General features: G+C 60.2%; 15 protein-coding genes. 12 read left to right on the top strand and 3 right to left on the bottom strand.

All coding sequences use genetic code 11. The features are described 5' to 3' along the window. The first annotated feature begins 3 nt into the window (after window positions 1-3). The 4 genes from tmpA (at window position 4) to GOX63_RS12915 (ending at window position 3,333) form a co-directional block, all read left to right on the top strand. Window positions 4-1,140, top strand: coding sequence for a 2-trimethylaminoethylphosphonate dioxygenase (gene tmpA, locus GOX63_RS12930; RefSeq protein WP_170545900.1), 1,137 nt, complete (start codon window positions 4-6; stop codon window positions 1,138-1,140). Next, window positions 1,137-1,727, top strand: a complete 591-nt coding sequence (gene tmpB, locus GOX63_RS12925; RefSeq protein ID WP_170326390.1) for a (R)-1-hydroxy-2-trimethylaminoethylphosphonate oxygenase — start codon at window positions 1,137-1,139, stop codon at window positions 1,725-1,727. Before tmpA ends, tmpB begins: the two co-directional genes overlap by 4 nt. After that, on the top strand, window positions 1,724-2,392 hold the full coding sequence (locus GOX63_RS12920) for an ureidoglycolate lyase (RefSeq protein ID WP_170326389.1): 669 nt from the start codon (window positions 1,724-1,726) through the stop codon (window positions 2,390-2,392). The genes tmpB and GOX63_RS12920 overlap by 4 nt, the downstream gene beginning before the upstream one ends. An 83-nt stretch (window positions 2,393-2,475) precedes the next feature. Next, on the top strand, window positions 2,476-3,333 hold the full coding sequence (locus tag GOX63_RS12915) for a hypothetical protein (RefSeq protein WP_170326388.1): 858 nt from the start codon (window positions 2,476-2,478) through the stop codon (window positions 3,331-3,333). A 6-nt stretch (window positions 3,334-3,339) separates the two neighbouring features. Here GOX63_RS12915 and dapB read toward each other — a convergent pair whose 3' ends face one another. Further along, on the bottom strand, window positions 3,340-4,149 hold the full coding sequence (gene dapB, locus GOX63_RS12910) for a 4-hydroxy-tetrahydrodipicolinate reductase (RefSeq protein ID WP_170326387.1): 810 nt from the start codon (window positions 4,147-4,149) through the stop codon (window positions 3,340-3,342). A gap of 91 nt (window positions 4,150-4,240) precedes the next feature. Here dapB and rbfA point away from each other — a divergent pair, with 91 nt between their 5' ends. The 6 genes from rbfA to rpsO all read left to right on the top strand — a co-directional run bounded on the left by rbfA (window position 4,241) and on the right by rpsO (window position 8,427). Further along, entirely contained in the window at window positions 4,241-4,636 is a 396-nt protein-coding gene (gene rbfA / locus GOX63_RS12905; protein WP_170326386.1) for a 30S ribosome-binding factor RbfA, read from the top strand. Next, entirely contained in the window at window positions 4,633-5,376 is a 744-nt protein-coding gene (locus GOX63_RS12900; RefSeq protein ID WP_170326385.1) for a phosphodiester glycosidase family protein, read from the top strand. The genes rbfA and GOX63_RS12900 overlap by 4 nt, the downstream gene beginning before the upstream one ends. A gap of 54 nt (window positions 5,377-5,430) precedes the next feature. After that, window positions 5,431-6,336, top strand: coding sequence for a tRNA pseudouridine(55) synthase TruB (truB, locus tag GOX63_RS12895; RefSeq protein ID WP_170326384.1), 906 nt, complete (start codon window positions 5,431-5,433; stop codon window positions 6,334-6,336). Between the two features lie 21 nt (window positions 6,337-6,357). Continuing rightward, window positions 6,358-6,861 (top strand): DUF1643 domain-containing protein, encoded by a 504-nt coding sequence (locus tag GOX63_RS12890; RefSeq protein ID WP_170326383.1) that lies wholly within the window; start codon window positions 6,358-6,360, stop codon window positions 6,859-6,861. A 94-nt stretch (window positions 6,862-6,955) separates the two neighbouring features. Beyond that, on the top strand, window positions 6,956-8,014 hold the full coding sequence (locus GOX63_RS12885) for a calcium-binding protein (protein ID WP_170326382.1): 1,059 nt from the start codon (window positions 6,956-6,958) through the stop codon (window positions 8,012-8,014). A 143-nt stretch (window positions 8,015-8,157) separates the two neighbouring features. Further along, a complete protein-coding gene (rpsO, locus tag GOX63_RS12880) occupies window positions 8,158-8,427 on the top strand; it encodes a 30S ribosomal protein S15 (protein WP_170326381.1) in 270 nt (89 codons plus the stop codon). A gap of 123 nt (window positions 8,428-8,550) precedes the next feature. Here the strand turns inward: rpsO and GOX63_RS12875 are convergent, their stop codons facing one another. After that, the gene (locus GOX63_RS12875) at window positions 8,551-8,928 is read right to left on the bottom strand and encodes a winged helix-turn-helix transcriptional regulator (RefSeq protein WP_170326380.1); all 378 of its coding nucleotides are present in this window, start codon (window positions 8,926-8,928) and stop codon (window positions 8,551-8,553) included. A gap of 182 nt (window positions 8,929-9,110) precedes the next feature. On the opposite strand from GOX63_RS12875, the gene GOX63_RS12870 reads away from it, so the two are divergent. Next, on the top strand, window positions 9,111-9,881 hold the full coding sequence (locus GOX63_RS12870) for a nuclear transport factor 2 family protein (RefSeq protein WP_170326379.1): 771 nt from the start codon (window positions 9,111-9,113) through the stop codon (window positions 9,879-9,881). A gap of 76 nt (window positions 9,882-9,957) precedes the next feature. On the opposite strand, the gene GOX63_RS12865 is transcribed toward GOX63_RS12870, so the two are convergent. Continuing rightward, entirely contained in the window at window positions 9,958-11,559 is a 1,602-nt protein-coding gene (locus GOX63_RS12865; protein ID WP_170326378.1) for a BCCT family transporter, read from the bottom strand. 433 nt (window positions 11,560-11,992) lie between these two features. On the opposite strand from GOX63_RS12865, the gene pnp reads away from it, so the two are divergent. Continuing rightward, window positions 11,993-14,143, top strand: coding sequence for a polyribonucleotide nucleotidyltransferase (gene pnp, locus GOX63_RS12860; protein WP_170401146.1), 2,151 nt, complete (start codon window positions 11,993-11,995; stop codon window positions 14,141-14,143). Window positions 14,144-14,188 lie beyond the last annotated feature (45 nt).

Raw genomic sequence — 14,188 nt, 5'->3', positions numbered from 1 at the left:
CCCATGCTGCGCATCGCCACCCATGACGCCTTGGTCGTGACCGTCGAATTTGACACCGGCACCCAGGCCCGTTTTCACGCCATCTGGCTGCGCGACAACGCGCTGGACCCCGAGACCCGCGCGCCGGGCAACGGCCAACGCCTGATCACCATCGGCGACATTCCCGCTGACATTTCTATCAGCGCCGCCGAGGTTCTGAACGGCGATCTGAGCGTCACCTTCCAGCCCGAAGACAAAACCGCAATCTTCCCCGCCGCTTGGCTGGCCGATCACATCTATGACCGTGACGCGGCGCAAGACATCGGTCGCATCGCCCCCGGCATCACCACATGGGAACGTGGCATCGATGCGCCCAGCGCAGATTGGGACGCGGTGCACGCCAACCCCTCCGCCAAGCGCGACTGGCTGGCTGCCGTGGCCGAGTTCGGCTTTGCCAAGCTGACAAACGGCCCGACCGAACCAGAGTCGCTTCTGAAAGTGGCCGATCTGTTCGGCTATGTCCGTCAGACCAATTACGGCCCCTATTTCGAGGTCCGGACCGAGGTGAACCCGACCAATCTCGCCTATACCGGGCTGGGTTTGCAGGCCCACACCGACAACCCCTATCGCGATCCGGTACCGACGCTACAGATCCTCTATTGCTTGGAAAACAGTGCCGAGGGCGGCGACTCGATCGTGGTCGACGGTTTTCGCGCCGCCGAGAAACTTCGCGAACAGAACCCCGAAGGTTTTGCCCTGCTGGCGGGTTACCCGGCGCGGTTCGAATACAAAGGCTCGGACGGGGTTTGCCTGCGGTCCCGTCGTCCGATGATCGAACTGTCTCCGGACGGAGAGCTGGTCGGCATTCGCTTCAACAACCGCTCGACCGCACCGCTGGTCGATATCCCGTTTGACCGGATGGAGGCCTATTACGCCGCCTATCGCCAGTTGGGCGAGATCATCGACGACCCCGCGATGGGCGTATCGTTCAAGCTGGAACCGGGTGAAAGCTTTATCGTCGACAACACTCGTGTTCTGCACGCACGGCTGGGCTATTCCGGTGCGGGCTCGCGCTGGTTGCAGGGCTGTTACGCCGACAAGGACGGGCTGCTGTCGACACTGGCGGCAATGGACATGGCACAACCGGAGGCGGCGGAATGAAACCGGATTTTTCGACCCTGAACCGGGACAATATCGTCGCTTTCATTGGCGACATCTTCACCCGCCGCGGTGGAGAGGAATATCTGGGCGAACCCGTCACCATGGCTGAACACATGCTGCAAGGCGCCACCATCGCCGAACAGAACGGGATGCCCGAGGAAATCATCGTTGGCGCGCTGCTGCACGACATCGGCCATTTCACGTCCGAGTTCGGCACCTATCACCCCGACGACACCGAAGACCGCCATCACGAGGATGCGGGCGCGGCGGTTTTGGAACAGTTCTTCCCCTCGGTCATCACCGATTGCTGCCGTTACCACGTGGCGGCCAAGCGGTATCTCTGCGCCACCAAGCCCGAATACTTCAACCGCCTGTCCGATGCCTCGGTCCACACGCTGGAACTGCAGGGCGGCCCGATGAGCGCTGAGGAAGTGGCTGAATTCGAGGCCAACCCGAACCTGAAAGAGATCATTCAGGTCCGCTATCTGGACGAGGCGGGTAAGCGCGCTGATATGGAAACACCCGACTTTGTCCATTTCGCACCAATGGTGCAGCGCATGGTCGACAAACATTTGGTTACGTCATGAACGCTCCAGAATACATTTTTGAAGCCAGCACCAAACCCTCGCTGCCTTGGCACGAGGTCCCGCTGATCCGCGCCACCGAAGCATCGGTCAAGGGCTATGGCTGTCTGGTCGATGACCCCGAAACCTTCGAGATCGAAATCACCCGCTGGCCGCAGCAAGGCTGGCGGCCCATTGACGAAGGGACTGGCGACGAAGGCGGCTGGGTCGAGGGCACGTTCCACGGCGAGTGGAAGGGCGATGTGCTCTATGGCCGGAACGAAGCGGTGAACGGCCACTATGTCCTGGGCTGGTCCACCGATCCGCAACAGGCACAGGCGGAAAGCCAGACCGCACCCCGCGATCAGGTTTTGCTGTGGCATATGAACTATCACCCCGATGGCGGGCAGATGTTCTGGCCGCTGGACAACAGGCCCTTCATCATCCCCGCTGCCTTGCCTGGGGACAACCTGACCCCCGACAAGGTGGTGGCCTTCTGGTGCGACGGCTCGCGCGGGCTCTATATCCATCCCGGCATCTGGCATGAGGGGATTTTCCCCGTTGAGGACAATCAGCGCTTCCTTGACCGTCAGGGCGCGGTCCATGCGCGGGTCAGCGCGGATATCGGCAAGGAATTCGGTGTCTACCTCGCCTGCCCGTTGCGGGCGGACAAGATCAGGGACCTCTGATACCGCTTTCAGAATCCCTTAACCCTTGCTGCCGACATCTGTGTTACGCTCGACCCACGTCCAAAGGGTACGGGAGCCATCAGATGGGACTGAACAGACGTAAAGTTGTCCAGTTGGGAACCGCGGCAACAGTCGGAACGCTGCTGCCGCGCGTCTCGCTTGCGGCGGCAGACCAGAATGAGGCGTTCGAACAGGGCTTTAGCGAGACGATCACGCGCCTGAAAGCGTTATTCGCGGAGCTTGGGTTCACTGAATCCGAACCGCTGTCGATTGTATCGGGGGACGCAGAGTATAACGGTGGGCTGCGGCACGATTTCGATCAGTCCGCCCTGCCGTCCAATGCCTTTGTCATCCAGCCCTTGGCGCGGGTAGCAGATGTGGACGAGCAACACCGCCCGGACGTGCTGCCCCTGTTCCACGAGGTCGGCTGTCACCCCGCAAATGCCGATGGTCAGGCCACGACCCGTCTGATGATGCGCCTATTGACCGAAGGGTTCGGCCTCGACCCGTCCCGCATCGCCTTTGTCAGCGTGCCGCAATCCGACGACATGCGCCCGGTGTTGGACGAGATGGGCCTGCCTTTTGCGGAAAAAGTCTTGCTGCGAGACGAGGCCGAAGCCTTGGCGGCCCGCGATGCCTCAGGCTTTTTCTTTCCCGATCCGTTTGGCGAAGACTACATCGTGACAATGGGCGTCTATTACCGCCTCGGCGATATGAAAGAATCCGCACCCACGACCTATCCCCCAACGGACAACTGGACCGAAATCGGTGAGATCGTGATTAGTGGTGAAGCAGCCCCGTTAGGAATTTCCATCGGGGCCGAGCGCCTGACCTATGCGGTGACAGCACAGTTCCCTGCATGGGATCAGCGGCTGGGCGCATTGTTCGCACAAGTCGAACAGGACGGCGCAGAACCGCCCGGATTGACTGCGTTCAAGTGACGGGGCTTAAAGCCCCAGCACATCCACCATGTCATACTGACCGGGCGCCTTGCCCTGCCCCCATAGCGCGGCTTTCAGCGCGCCGCGGGCAAAGATGGCGCGGTCGGTGGCCAGATGGCGCAGCACGATGCGTTCTCCGGGGGCCGCAAATAGCACGTCGTGTTCACCCACGATGTCGCCACCGCGAATGGCGTGAAAGCCGATATTGCCGCGTTGACGTGCGCCGGTGATGCCATCGCGGCCGCGGTCGGATACGTCCGCCAGATTGACGCCGCGCCCCTCGGCAGCGGCCTCGCCCAGCATCAGCGCGGTACCCGAGGGCGCATCGACCTTGTGGTGATGGTGGCCTTCGATCACCTCGATATCGAAATCCTCATCCAGCGCAGCGGCGACCTTTTTGGTCAGTTGCACCAGCAGGTTGACACCAAGGCTCATGTTTCCGGCCCGCACGATCACCGCGTGGCGCGAGGCCGGCTCCAGCGCCGCGATCTGCTCATCCGTCATGCCGGTGGTGCCGATTACATGCACGCAACGCGCCTGCGCGGCCAGAGCGGCAAATTCCAGCGTCGCCTCGGGCGCGGTGAAGTCGATCACCGCCTGCGCCTGCGCAAACGCCTCCAGCGGGTCATCGGTGACTTTGACGCCCAGTGCCTGACCACCCATCGCCTCGCCCACGTCCTGACCGATCCAGTCATGGCCTGCACGTTCGACCACACCGACCAGACGCGCCTGATCGCTGTCCGTCACGGTCTTGATCAGCATCTGCCCCATACGGCCCGAAGCCCCTGTGATGACGATCCCCGGAATATGGGTCATTGCGCTGGTCCTTTCGCGTTTGTCGGCTCAAAGCCTCCTAACCCGTTCGCGCCCGCTTGGCAAAGCCCTGCTTTGCGCTTAGATCGGGGGAATGGCAAAGAACAAATTCCACGATGGCCCCGGCCCGTCCCAACGACAGCTGCGCGTCGGCGAACTCATCCGCCGCACCCTGTCTGAGGTTCTGGCGCGCGGAGATGTCCACGACCCTGACCTGAACCGCATGTCGATCACCGTGGGTGAGGTGCGCACCTCGCCCGATCTGAAAATCGCCACCGCCTATGTGCTGCCATTGGGTGGCCAGGGCCAGGAAGACGTGATCGAACTGCTGGCCCGCAACAAGGGTGAGCTGCGGCGCGTGATCGGCAAGAAACTGAACCTGAAATTCTCGCCCGATCTGCGGTTCCGGCTGGATGACACGTTTGACCGTCTGGACGACACCCGCCGCATGTTCGAACAGGACGCGGTGCGCCGCGATCTGGACGAGTGATCCGCGCATTGGCCACTTTGGGCGCGGTCCTTTGGGCGGCGCAAGCCTCTGCGGTCACCTGTGAAAAGCTGACCCATGAGGACAAGCGGTACACCATCTGCGAGGTGGATGCCGCCTCCGAAGACCTGCGCCTGTTCCTGAACGATGAAAACGGCGATCTGCTTGGGCATTTCTCCTCGGTGAACGAGGCGCTGGCCCCCGGCGGCAAACGGCTGGCCTTTGCAATGAACGCTGGCATGTATCACGACGACCGTTCTCCGGTGGGCCACTATGTCGAAGAGGGTCAGGAGCAGATGCGGGTGATCCCGAATGCGGGCCCTGGCAATTTCGGTCTGCTGCCCAACGGCGTGTTCTGCATCCGGGAAGGTCGCGCCGATGTGTTTGAGACGCTGGACTATCTCGACCAGACGCCCGGCTGCCGCTTTGCCACCCAATCCGGCCCGATGCTGGTGATCGACGGAGAATTGCACCCGCGCTTCCTGCCCGATTCGACCTCGCTCTATGTGCGCAACGGGGTGGGAACCAGCGCGGATGGCACGCGCACGGTTTTTGCGATCTCGGACGACTATGTCACCTTTCACGAATTCGGCAGCCTGTTCCGGGATGTTCTGAAAACTCCGAACGCGCTGTTTCTCGACGGCAATATTTCCCGGATGTACGAACGGGCGAGCAACCGTTCCGATATTGGGTTCTCGCTGGGGCCGATCGTGGGTGTAGTCGAAGACGTGCCCACAAATTGACAGCGGCAGGGTGATCCGCTAACTCGCGCGCCTCGGCAAGAATCTAGGTGAAGCATGGGACGCAAACGCAAGGGCCGCGACATTTCCGGCTGGCTGGTAGTGGACAAGCCTGCGGGCATGACCTCGACCGCCGTGGTCAACAAGGTGCGTTGGGCGATGGACGCCAAGAAAGCGGGCCACGCAGGCACGCTGGACCCCGAAGCAACCGGCGTTCTGGCCGTGGCTTTGGGTGAGGCGACCAAGACCGTTCCCTACATCACCGATGCGTTGAAAGCTTACACCTTCACTGTTCGTCTGGGGCAGGCCACCAACACGGACGATGCCGAGGGCGAGGTGATTGCGGAAAGCGATGCGCGCCCCTCGGACGACGATATCAAGCAGGCTTTGGCCCCGTTTCTGGGTGACATTATGCAGGTGCCGCCCAAGTTTTCGGCCGTGAAGATCGATGGGCAGCGCGCGTATAAACTGGCCCGCGATGGCGAGGACGTAGAACTGTCCGCCCGGCCTCTCTGGGTCGAGGAGCTGATTCTGGTCGACCGCCCCGACGAGGACCACGTCGTGCTGGAGATGACCTGCGGCAAAGGCGGCTATGTCCGCTCGATCGCACGCGACCTGGGCGCGGCACTGGGATGCCACGGCCACGTGCGGGAACTGCGCCGCATCTGGTCCGGCCCGTTCGAGGTAGAAGATGGTCTGTCTATCGAACAGATCGACGAGATGGCCAAGACCACTGCGCTGGACGAGTATCTGCATCCGCTGGAAACCGGCCTCGCCGACCTGCCCGAGCTGAAATGCACTCCCGAAGGCGCCACCCGCCTGCGCAATGGCAACCCGGGCATGGTGCTGGCCTCGGACGTGGAATACGGTGACGAAGCCTGGGCCTCGCTGGATGGCAAGGCGGTCGCCGTAGGCATCTATAAATCCGGTGAATTGCATCCCAGCCGGGTGTTCGTCGCCTGAACGGCGTGTTAGGCGGGTGGCATGATCACCCGTTCCCACACAAAGGGCGATGCGCCCTCGACCGCCATCTATTCCGACTGCGAAAAGTACCGCTATAGCCTGACCCGCGTCTGGGACCCTGAAGGGAGCAAGGCGCTGTTCGTGATGCTGAACCCCTCGACCGCAACCGAGGTGCAGAATGACCCCACGGTGGAACGCTGCGAACGACGCGCACGGGCGCTGGGATTTGGGGCATTTCAGGTGACCAACATCTTTGCCTGGCGCGACACCGACCCGCGCAAGATGCGCGCCGCGACTGATCCGGTGGGGCCCGCAAATGACGCGGCGATTCTGGGTGGTGTTGAATGGGCCGATCAGGTCATCGCTGCCTGGGGCACCCACGGCGCGCATCTCAACCGCGGCCCGGCGGTCGAAACCCTGCTGCGTGGCACCGGCCAGCCGCTGTTTCATCTGGGGCTGACCAAGGACGGGCACCCGAAACATCCGCTCTATATCGCCTACACCCAGCAGCCCGAAGCGTGGTGACAAAAGGTTAACCACAAGATCAGTCCGGCTTTGACCAAGTAACTGATCGCATGAGACATTTACCCTCGGACCAGTGCGTTCACGGAGGGTTCCCATGTTTCTGATCGGTTTGCTTGGACTGGCCGCAGTCGGTGGCGCCGCCTATGCCATGAGCGACGTTTTCGAACCCGAGGACGAGCCTGAAGAGGACGAAATCTCCGAAGACCAGATCGACGAGGTGACCGAGGGCAATTTCCTCGAGATTGATGACAACGTCGAAGGCCCCTCGACCCCAGACGAAATCGGTGAAGTGGACGAAACCGCCAAGCCCGAAGACCCCGACCCGTCGACCGGGACCATCATATCGGAATTCCAGGGCGATCTGATCATTGCCGGGACCGAGGATGCAGATGTCCTGACCGGGCAGGACGGCGTCGACCAAATCAACGGTTTCGGCGCAGATGACGCGATCTTTGGCGGCGCGGGCAGTGACGTGCTGCACGGGGGCGAAGGTGCGGATACCGTCTCAGGCGGGGACGACGACGACACTCTCCACGGTGAGGGCGGCGATGACCTGCTGAAAGGGGATGACGGCGACGATGAGCTCTATGGTCATTTCGGCGCGGATCAGCTGGACGGCGGTAAGGGCGACGATACGCTGCATGGCGGTCAAGACGATGACACGCTGGACGGCGGCGAAGGCGATGACGCGCTGCATGGCGGCTATGGCGACGACACTCTGCGCGGCGGCGCGGGTGAGGATGTTCTGTTCGGCGGGGACGGCGATGACATCCTGAACGGCGACGATGGTGAGGGCGAACAGGTCACTGACTTTCTGAATGGCGGTGCCGGTGAGGACATGATCCTGGCCGACAGCGGGGATATCGTCACTGGCGGCGATGGCGCCGATGACATCATCCTTGGCTCCGAGACCGAGGATGAGACCGTGACAGTGATGGATTTCCAACCCGGTCAGGACAAGCTGTTCGTGTCCTGGGATGGTGCCGAAGACCCCGATATCCGAATCGAGACCGATGCCCAGAACGAAAATCTTTCCCATGTGCTGGTCGACGGGCAGGACGTGGCGCAGCTGCTGGGGGCCGAGGGCTTGACCGCCGACGACATTCAGTTGATCACCGAGGCCGAGCTGGCGCAGCTGACCGCGCTGGGCTGATCCGACAGAATCCCTTTGCCATTTGCCCAAAATGCGCATATACGCGCGCATCCGCATCGGAATCGGTGCGGTTCTCTCCATGGGCCTGCGCTGGACGACATCCCGGCCTGCGCCATCAACTCTAACCTTTAAAGGAGACCCCGATGTCGATCACTGCCGTTGAAAAAGCACGCGTAATGAAAGAATTCGGCACCAAAGAGGGCGACACCGGTTCGCCTGAAGTACAGGTTGCCATCCTGACCTCGCGCATCAACACCCTGACCGAGCACTTCAAGACCCACAAGAAAGACAACCACGGTCGTCGCGGTCTGCTGAAAATGGTCGCCCAGCGCCGTAAACTGCTGGACTACCTGAAGGGCAAGGAAGAAGCACGCTATCAGGACCTGATCAAAAAGCTGGGCATCCGCCGCTAAGCACTTTTTGCACTAGATTGAAACCGGTTTTCGGTTTGACGCCCGCCAATTTGGCGGGCGTTTTTTATGCCCGGATGACAGAACGGACCCATTTCACAAGCCTGTAAATGGTGTCATGAGGCCTCAGTCTGTCTGAGCGCGTTCATACTCCATGCGCGCGGTCTTAACCTCATCCATTTGCTCATGGGACCAGTAGACAAGCGGCTTGAGCAGAGCCAGCAAACCACGGCCCAAAGGTGTCAGCGCGTAGGATACCGCAACGGGCGGGCCGGGGTCGACCGTCCGCGTCAGGTAGCCATCGCGTTGCAGCCCGCGCAGGTTTTCCGTCAGCACCCGTTGCGTCACGTCACCGATACAGCGTTTCAGCTCTCCAAATCGCTTCGGTTCGTCTTCCAGCGCGAGAATAATGATCATGCGCCACTTGCCGGTCACGTTGGACAGAACCGAACGGATCGAACAGTTTGACGCTTCGGCTTTGCTGTTGACGCCGATAGGGAGCATGTCAGCCTCTGGTGCAGTTTAGATACTTGAAACGATCATAATACTTTTGGAACGCAATTCAACCACCTGTTTTTCAACAAAGTATCCTTGAAGTAACCATGTGATCTCAAAGTGCGTAATTGATATGTGGTGCGTTTTTAATACTTACTATTGCCACAACTCGAATCATCAGGAACTGACCCATGACCCCGAAAGAGCTTGTCCTCGCCCTATTCTCGGCCGCCTTCATCGAACATGATCCCGACGCCGCACGCCAGCTGGTGACGGCCGACTATGTTCAGCACAACCCTCAGGTTCCGACCGGGGCCGACGGGCTGATGGGGCTGATCCCGCTGGTCGCACAGTCCGGCATGACCGCCACAACCCATCGCGTGATTGTCGAGGGCGACATGGTCGTGTTGCACAACACCTATGACAATGCCGATGCGTTTGGCGCGTCCTCGCTGGCGGCTTTTGACATTTTCCGCGTGCAAGACGGAAAGGTTGTTGAACACTGGGATAATCTGCAGCCCATCCCCGAAACCACAGCATCCGGGCGCGGCATGACGGATGGGCCGACCGAGATCAACGACCGCGACAAGACGCAGGAAAACAAGGAGTTGGTCCTGGGTTTCGTACGCGACGTTTTGGGGGGTGCTGCACCCGAGAACGTCACAAATTACATGGACCCCGAAGTTTACATGCAGCACAACCCCTCGATCGACGACGGATTGTCGGGGCTGATGGCCGCGATCGAGGCCTTTGCCGCGCAGGGTATGGTAATCACCAAGTTCGAACCGCAATTCGCCGTTGCCGAGGGCAATTTCGTGTTTGTGGCAACCGATGCCACCATGGGCGGTGAGCCCTGGGCGTTCTTCGATCTGTGGCGGGTTGAAGACGGGAAAATCGTTGAACATTGGGATGTCGTTTCGCCCATTCCTGCTGATGTGGCGCATGACAACGGCAAATTCTAAAGCCTGCGGACCAACCTGATGGTCAGACAAAAAAACGCCCGCCAAATGGCGGGCGTTTGCTTTCCCTAAGGATGAATTACATCTTCGACTTTTCCGATTTCAGCGCCAGCCACAGGCAGTAGCACATCATCAGAACCACCAGCGTAAATGGAATGCCGGTCGATACCGCCGCACCTTGCAGGGCTGACAGGCCACCTCCCAACAGCAAGGCGATAGCGACGAGGCCCTCGAGCGTGCACCAGAACACGCGCTGGATCACCGGGGCGTCCATCTTGCCGCCTGCGGTGATGGTGTCGATCACCAGCGAGCCTGAATCCGACGAGGTGACAAAGAACACCACGATCAGGATCAGCGCGATGGGGGCGATGATGCCGTAAAGCGGAAGCTCTTTCAGGAACCCGAACAGCGCGCCCTCGGGGGCATAGCTGTCGATCACCGTGGCCCGGACACCTTCGGCTCCGCCCGCGTTAAGCATATCGATGGCTGCACCGCCAAAGGTCGACATCCAAAGGGCGCAGACCGCCGTCGGGGCCAGCAAGGCGCAGATCACGAACTCACGCACTGTGCGGCCCTTTGAGATACGGGCGATAAACATGCCCACAAAGGGCGACCATGCGATCCACCACGCCCAATAGAAGGTTGTCCAACCGTGGAAATAGCTGCTGTCTTCTCGTCCGAATGGGTTCGACAACGAGGGGAGGTGGAACACGTAATCCACCATCACGTTGAAATACCGCGCAATGGCGGTGCCGACACCCGTCACCACGATCACAAAGATAAACAGGCCCACGGCCATGATCATGTTGATCTCACTCAGCCGTTTCACACCTGCGTCCATACCCATAAGGACCGAGCCCAACGCGATCATGGTGATGCCGATGATCAGCAGAACGACGACGGTCGGACTGGGTTCGATGCCAAACACTTCGTTCAAACCGGCAGCAACCTGTTGTGCGCCAAGACCAAGGGACGTGGTTAGACCAAACAGCGTGGCGAACACCGCCAGCGTATCAATGATATGGCCCCACCAACCCCAGACACGCTCGCCCAAAATCGGGTAAAAGGCCGACCGCAAGGTCAATGGCAAACCAAGGTTATAGCTGAAGATTGCGAGGCTCAGGCCAACGGCGGCATACACCGCCCAGCCTTCAAGGCCCCAATGGTGGATGGTACCGACGATGCCGATATACTCATTGCCGGGAACCGCGATATCGATGCCCAAGGGGCGCGCGTTCCCGTCTTCGGCAAAGTTGTAGTAAACCGGCTCCATCACGCCAAAGAACAGCAGACCGATGCCGATACCGGCCGCGAACATCATCGCGATCCAACCGGCATAGGAATAGTCGGGCTTGGCATCCTTGCCACCAATCCGGACCTTGCCAACCGGCAGGATGATCAACACCAGACAGAACAGGGTGATTGCGTCAACGGACAAGACCAGGAACCAGTCAAACGTGCTGGTCAGCCAAGGCCGGAGCCAGCCAAAAAACGACGCCGCAGCTTCCTGATTGGCCAATGCGATCAGAACGAAGGCAAAGATCAGGATACTGGATATCAGGAAGACCGGATTGTGGATGTCCAGACCGAACGGGCGGACATTGTCCTGCCCCAGTTCGTATTCTGTTTCGAAATCATAGATCCGTGGATCCGGATCCAGCATTTTCTTGCCTTGAGCCATTCGAAGCCCCTCCGTTCGCCAATTGCAAACGCCAAGGTATTCGGGCGGCCGACGGATATGAGTGTTCTACTCCCTGGCGCGTTTCCGTCCTTTCGACCGCGGGTTCAATGGTAACAGCCTACACTGCAACCACTTTTTTACAAAACGCATTCAATTTACACAATACGTATGCAGAACTCGGACCCAGTTCGACCAGACGCAGGCTGGATTGCGGCTTGGCGCGGCCTGCAGCGGCAAATATCCGTCGAGTACCGTCGCTTCGTCCGGTTTCGCTTTCCTTCCAACCCATTCTAATGTATGCGCGCGGGTATCTGAGACGTTGTGCCCTGACCCCGGCACTCAGACGAAAGCTAAAATGGGGTCGGCGGCAATGGGGCCGCCATGCAAACGGGAGACCCGCAGGGGCGGGAGTGCTCCCATCTAGGATACGCATATGTTTGATGTAACGAAGAAATCTATGCAGTGGGGCGAAGAGACGCTCACACTGGAAACCGGCAAGGTTGCCCGTCAGGCCGACGGCAGCGTGATCGCCACACTGGGTGAGACCAGCGTCATGGCGAACGTGACCTTTGCACGGGCTCAAAAGCCGGGTCAGGACTTTTTCCCGCTGACCGTCCACTATCAGGAAAAATACTATGCCGCCGGTAAGGTTCCGGGTGGCTTCTTCAAGCGCGAGGCGCGCCCGACCGAGAAAGAGACGCTGACCGCGCGTCTGATCGACCGTCCGATCCGCCCGCTGTTCGTTGATGGCTTCAAGAACGAAGTTCTGGTGATGTGCACCGTGCTGAGCCACGATCTGGTCAACGACCCCGACATCGTCGCGATGATTGCTGCCTCGGCTGCACTGACCATCTCGGGCGCGCCGTTCCGCGGCCCGATCGCCGGTGCCCGCGTCGGTTTCGAGGACGGTGAATACGTTCTGAACCCGACCGTCGACGACATGCAGGACCTGCGCCTGAACCCTGAACAGCGTCTGGATCTGGTTGTTGCCGGTACCAAAGACGCCGTGATGATGGTTGAATCGGAAGCCTACGAGCTGTCCGAAGCGGAAATGCTGGGCGCGGTGAACTTCGCACATGAGCAGATCCAGCCGGTTATCGACCTGATCATCTCGCTGGCCGAAGAAGCCGCGAAAGAGCCGTTCGACTTCCAGGCACCGGATTACTCCGAGCTGTCCGCTGCCGTTAAGGCCGCCGGTGAAGAGCAGATGCGCGCCGCGTTCGCAATCACCGACAAGCAAGAGCGCACCGCCGCTGTTGCCGCTGCCCGTGAAGCGATCAAAGAAGCGCTGACCGAAGAGCAGCTGGAAGACGGCAACCTCGGTTCCGCAATGAAAAAGCTGGAAGCTGGCATTCTGCGCGGCGACGTCGTCAAGGGCGGCAAGCGGATCGACGGTCGTTCGACCACCGATATCCGTTCGATCGTTGCAGAAACCTCGATGCTGCCCCGTACGCACGGTTCCGCCCTGTTCACCCGTGGTGAAACGCAGGCTCTGGCCGTAACCACGCTGGGCACCGGTGACGACGAACAGTTCATCGACGCGCTGCATGGCAACTTCAAATCGAACTTCCTGCTGCACTACAACTTCCCTCCGTATTCGGTGGGTGAAGTTGGCCGCGTAGGTGGCCCCGGCCGTCGTGAGATCGGCCACGGCAAGCTGGCATGGCGCGCCCTGCAGGCGGTTCTGCCTGCGGCAACCGACTTCCCCTATACGATCCGCATCGTGTCGGAGATCACTGAATCCAACGGCTCGTCCTCGATGGCATCTGTCTGCGGCGGCTCTCTGTCAATGATGGATGCAGGCGTTCCGCTGAAGGCGCCGGTTGCCGGTGTGGCCATGGGCCTGATCCTGGAAGATGACGGCGAATACGCCATCCTGTCGGACATTCTGGGTGACGAAGACCACCTGGGCGACATGGACTTCAAGGTTGCGGGTACCGAAAACGGCATCACCTCGCTGCAGATGGACATCAAGGTCGCGGGCATCACGCCCGAGATCATGGAGAAAGCCCTGGCGCAAGCTAAGGACGGCCGGATGCACATCCTGGGTGAGATGGGCAAAGCCCTGTCCGAGACCAACGAATTCTCGGTCCACGCCCCGCGCATCGAGACCATGAACATCCCGACCGACAAGATCCGCGAAGTGATCGGCTCGGGCGGTAAGGTCATCCGCGAGATCGTCGAGGTTTCGGGTGCCAAGGTCGACATCAACGACGACGGCGTCATCAAGATCGCCTCGCCGGATGGTGAATCGATCCAGAAGGCCTATGACATGATCTATTCAATCGTGGCCGAGCCGGAAGAAGGTCAGATCTACACCGGTAAAGTGGTCAAGATCGTCGACTTCGGTGCCTTCGTGAACTTCTTTGGCAAGCGCGACGGCCTGGTCCACGTGTCCCAGATCGAAAACCGCCGCCTGAACCATCCGTCGGATGTTCTGAAAGAAGGTCAGGAAGTTAAGGTCAAGTTGCTGGGCTTTGACGATCGCGGCAAGGTCCGCCTGTCGATGAAAGTGGTCGATCAGGAAACCGGCGAAGAGATCGTTCCTGAGAAGAAAGAAAAGAAAGAGGAAAGCGCGGAGTAATCTGCCCTCTTTTCAACTAACGAAGGCCCCGGTGGAAACGCCGGG

Source organism: Ruegeria arenilitoris (assembly GCF_013031355.1).
GTDB classification, from domain to species: Bacteria; Pseudomonadota; Alphaproteobacteria; order Rhodobacterales; family Rhodobacteraceae; genus Ruegeria; species Ruegeria arenilitoris_C.
The sequence above is the reverse complement of the archived record's forward strand: the minus strand, read 5'-3'. Positions and strand labels throughout refer to the sequence as shown.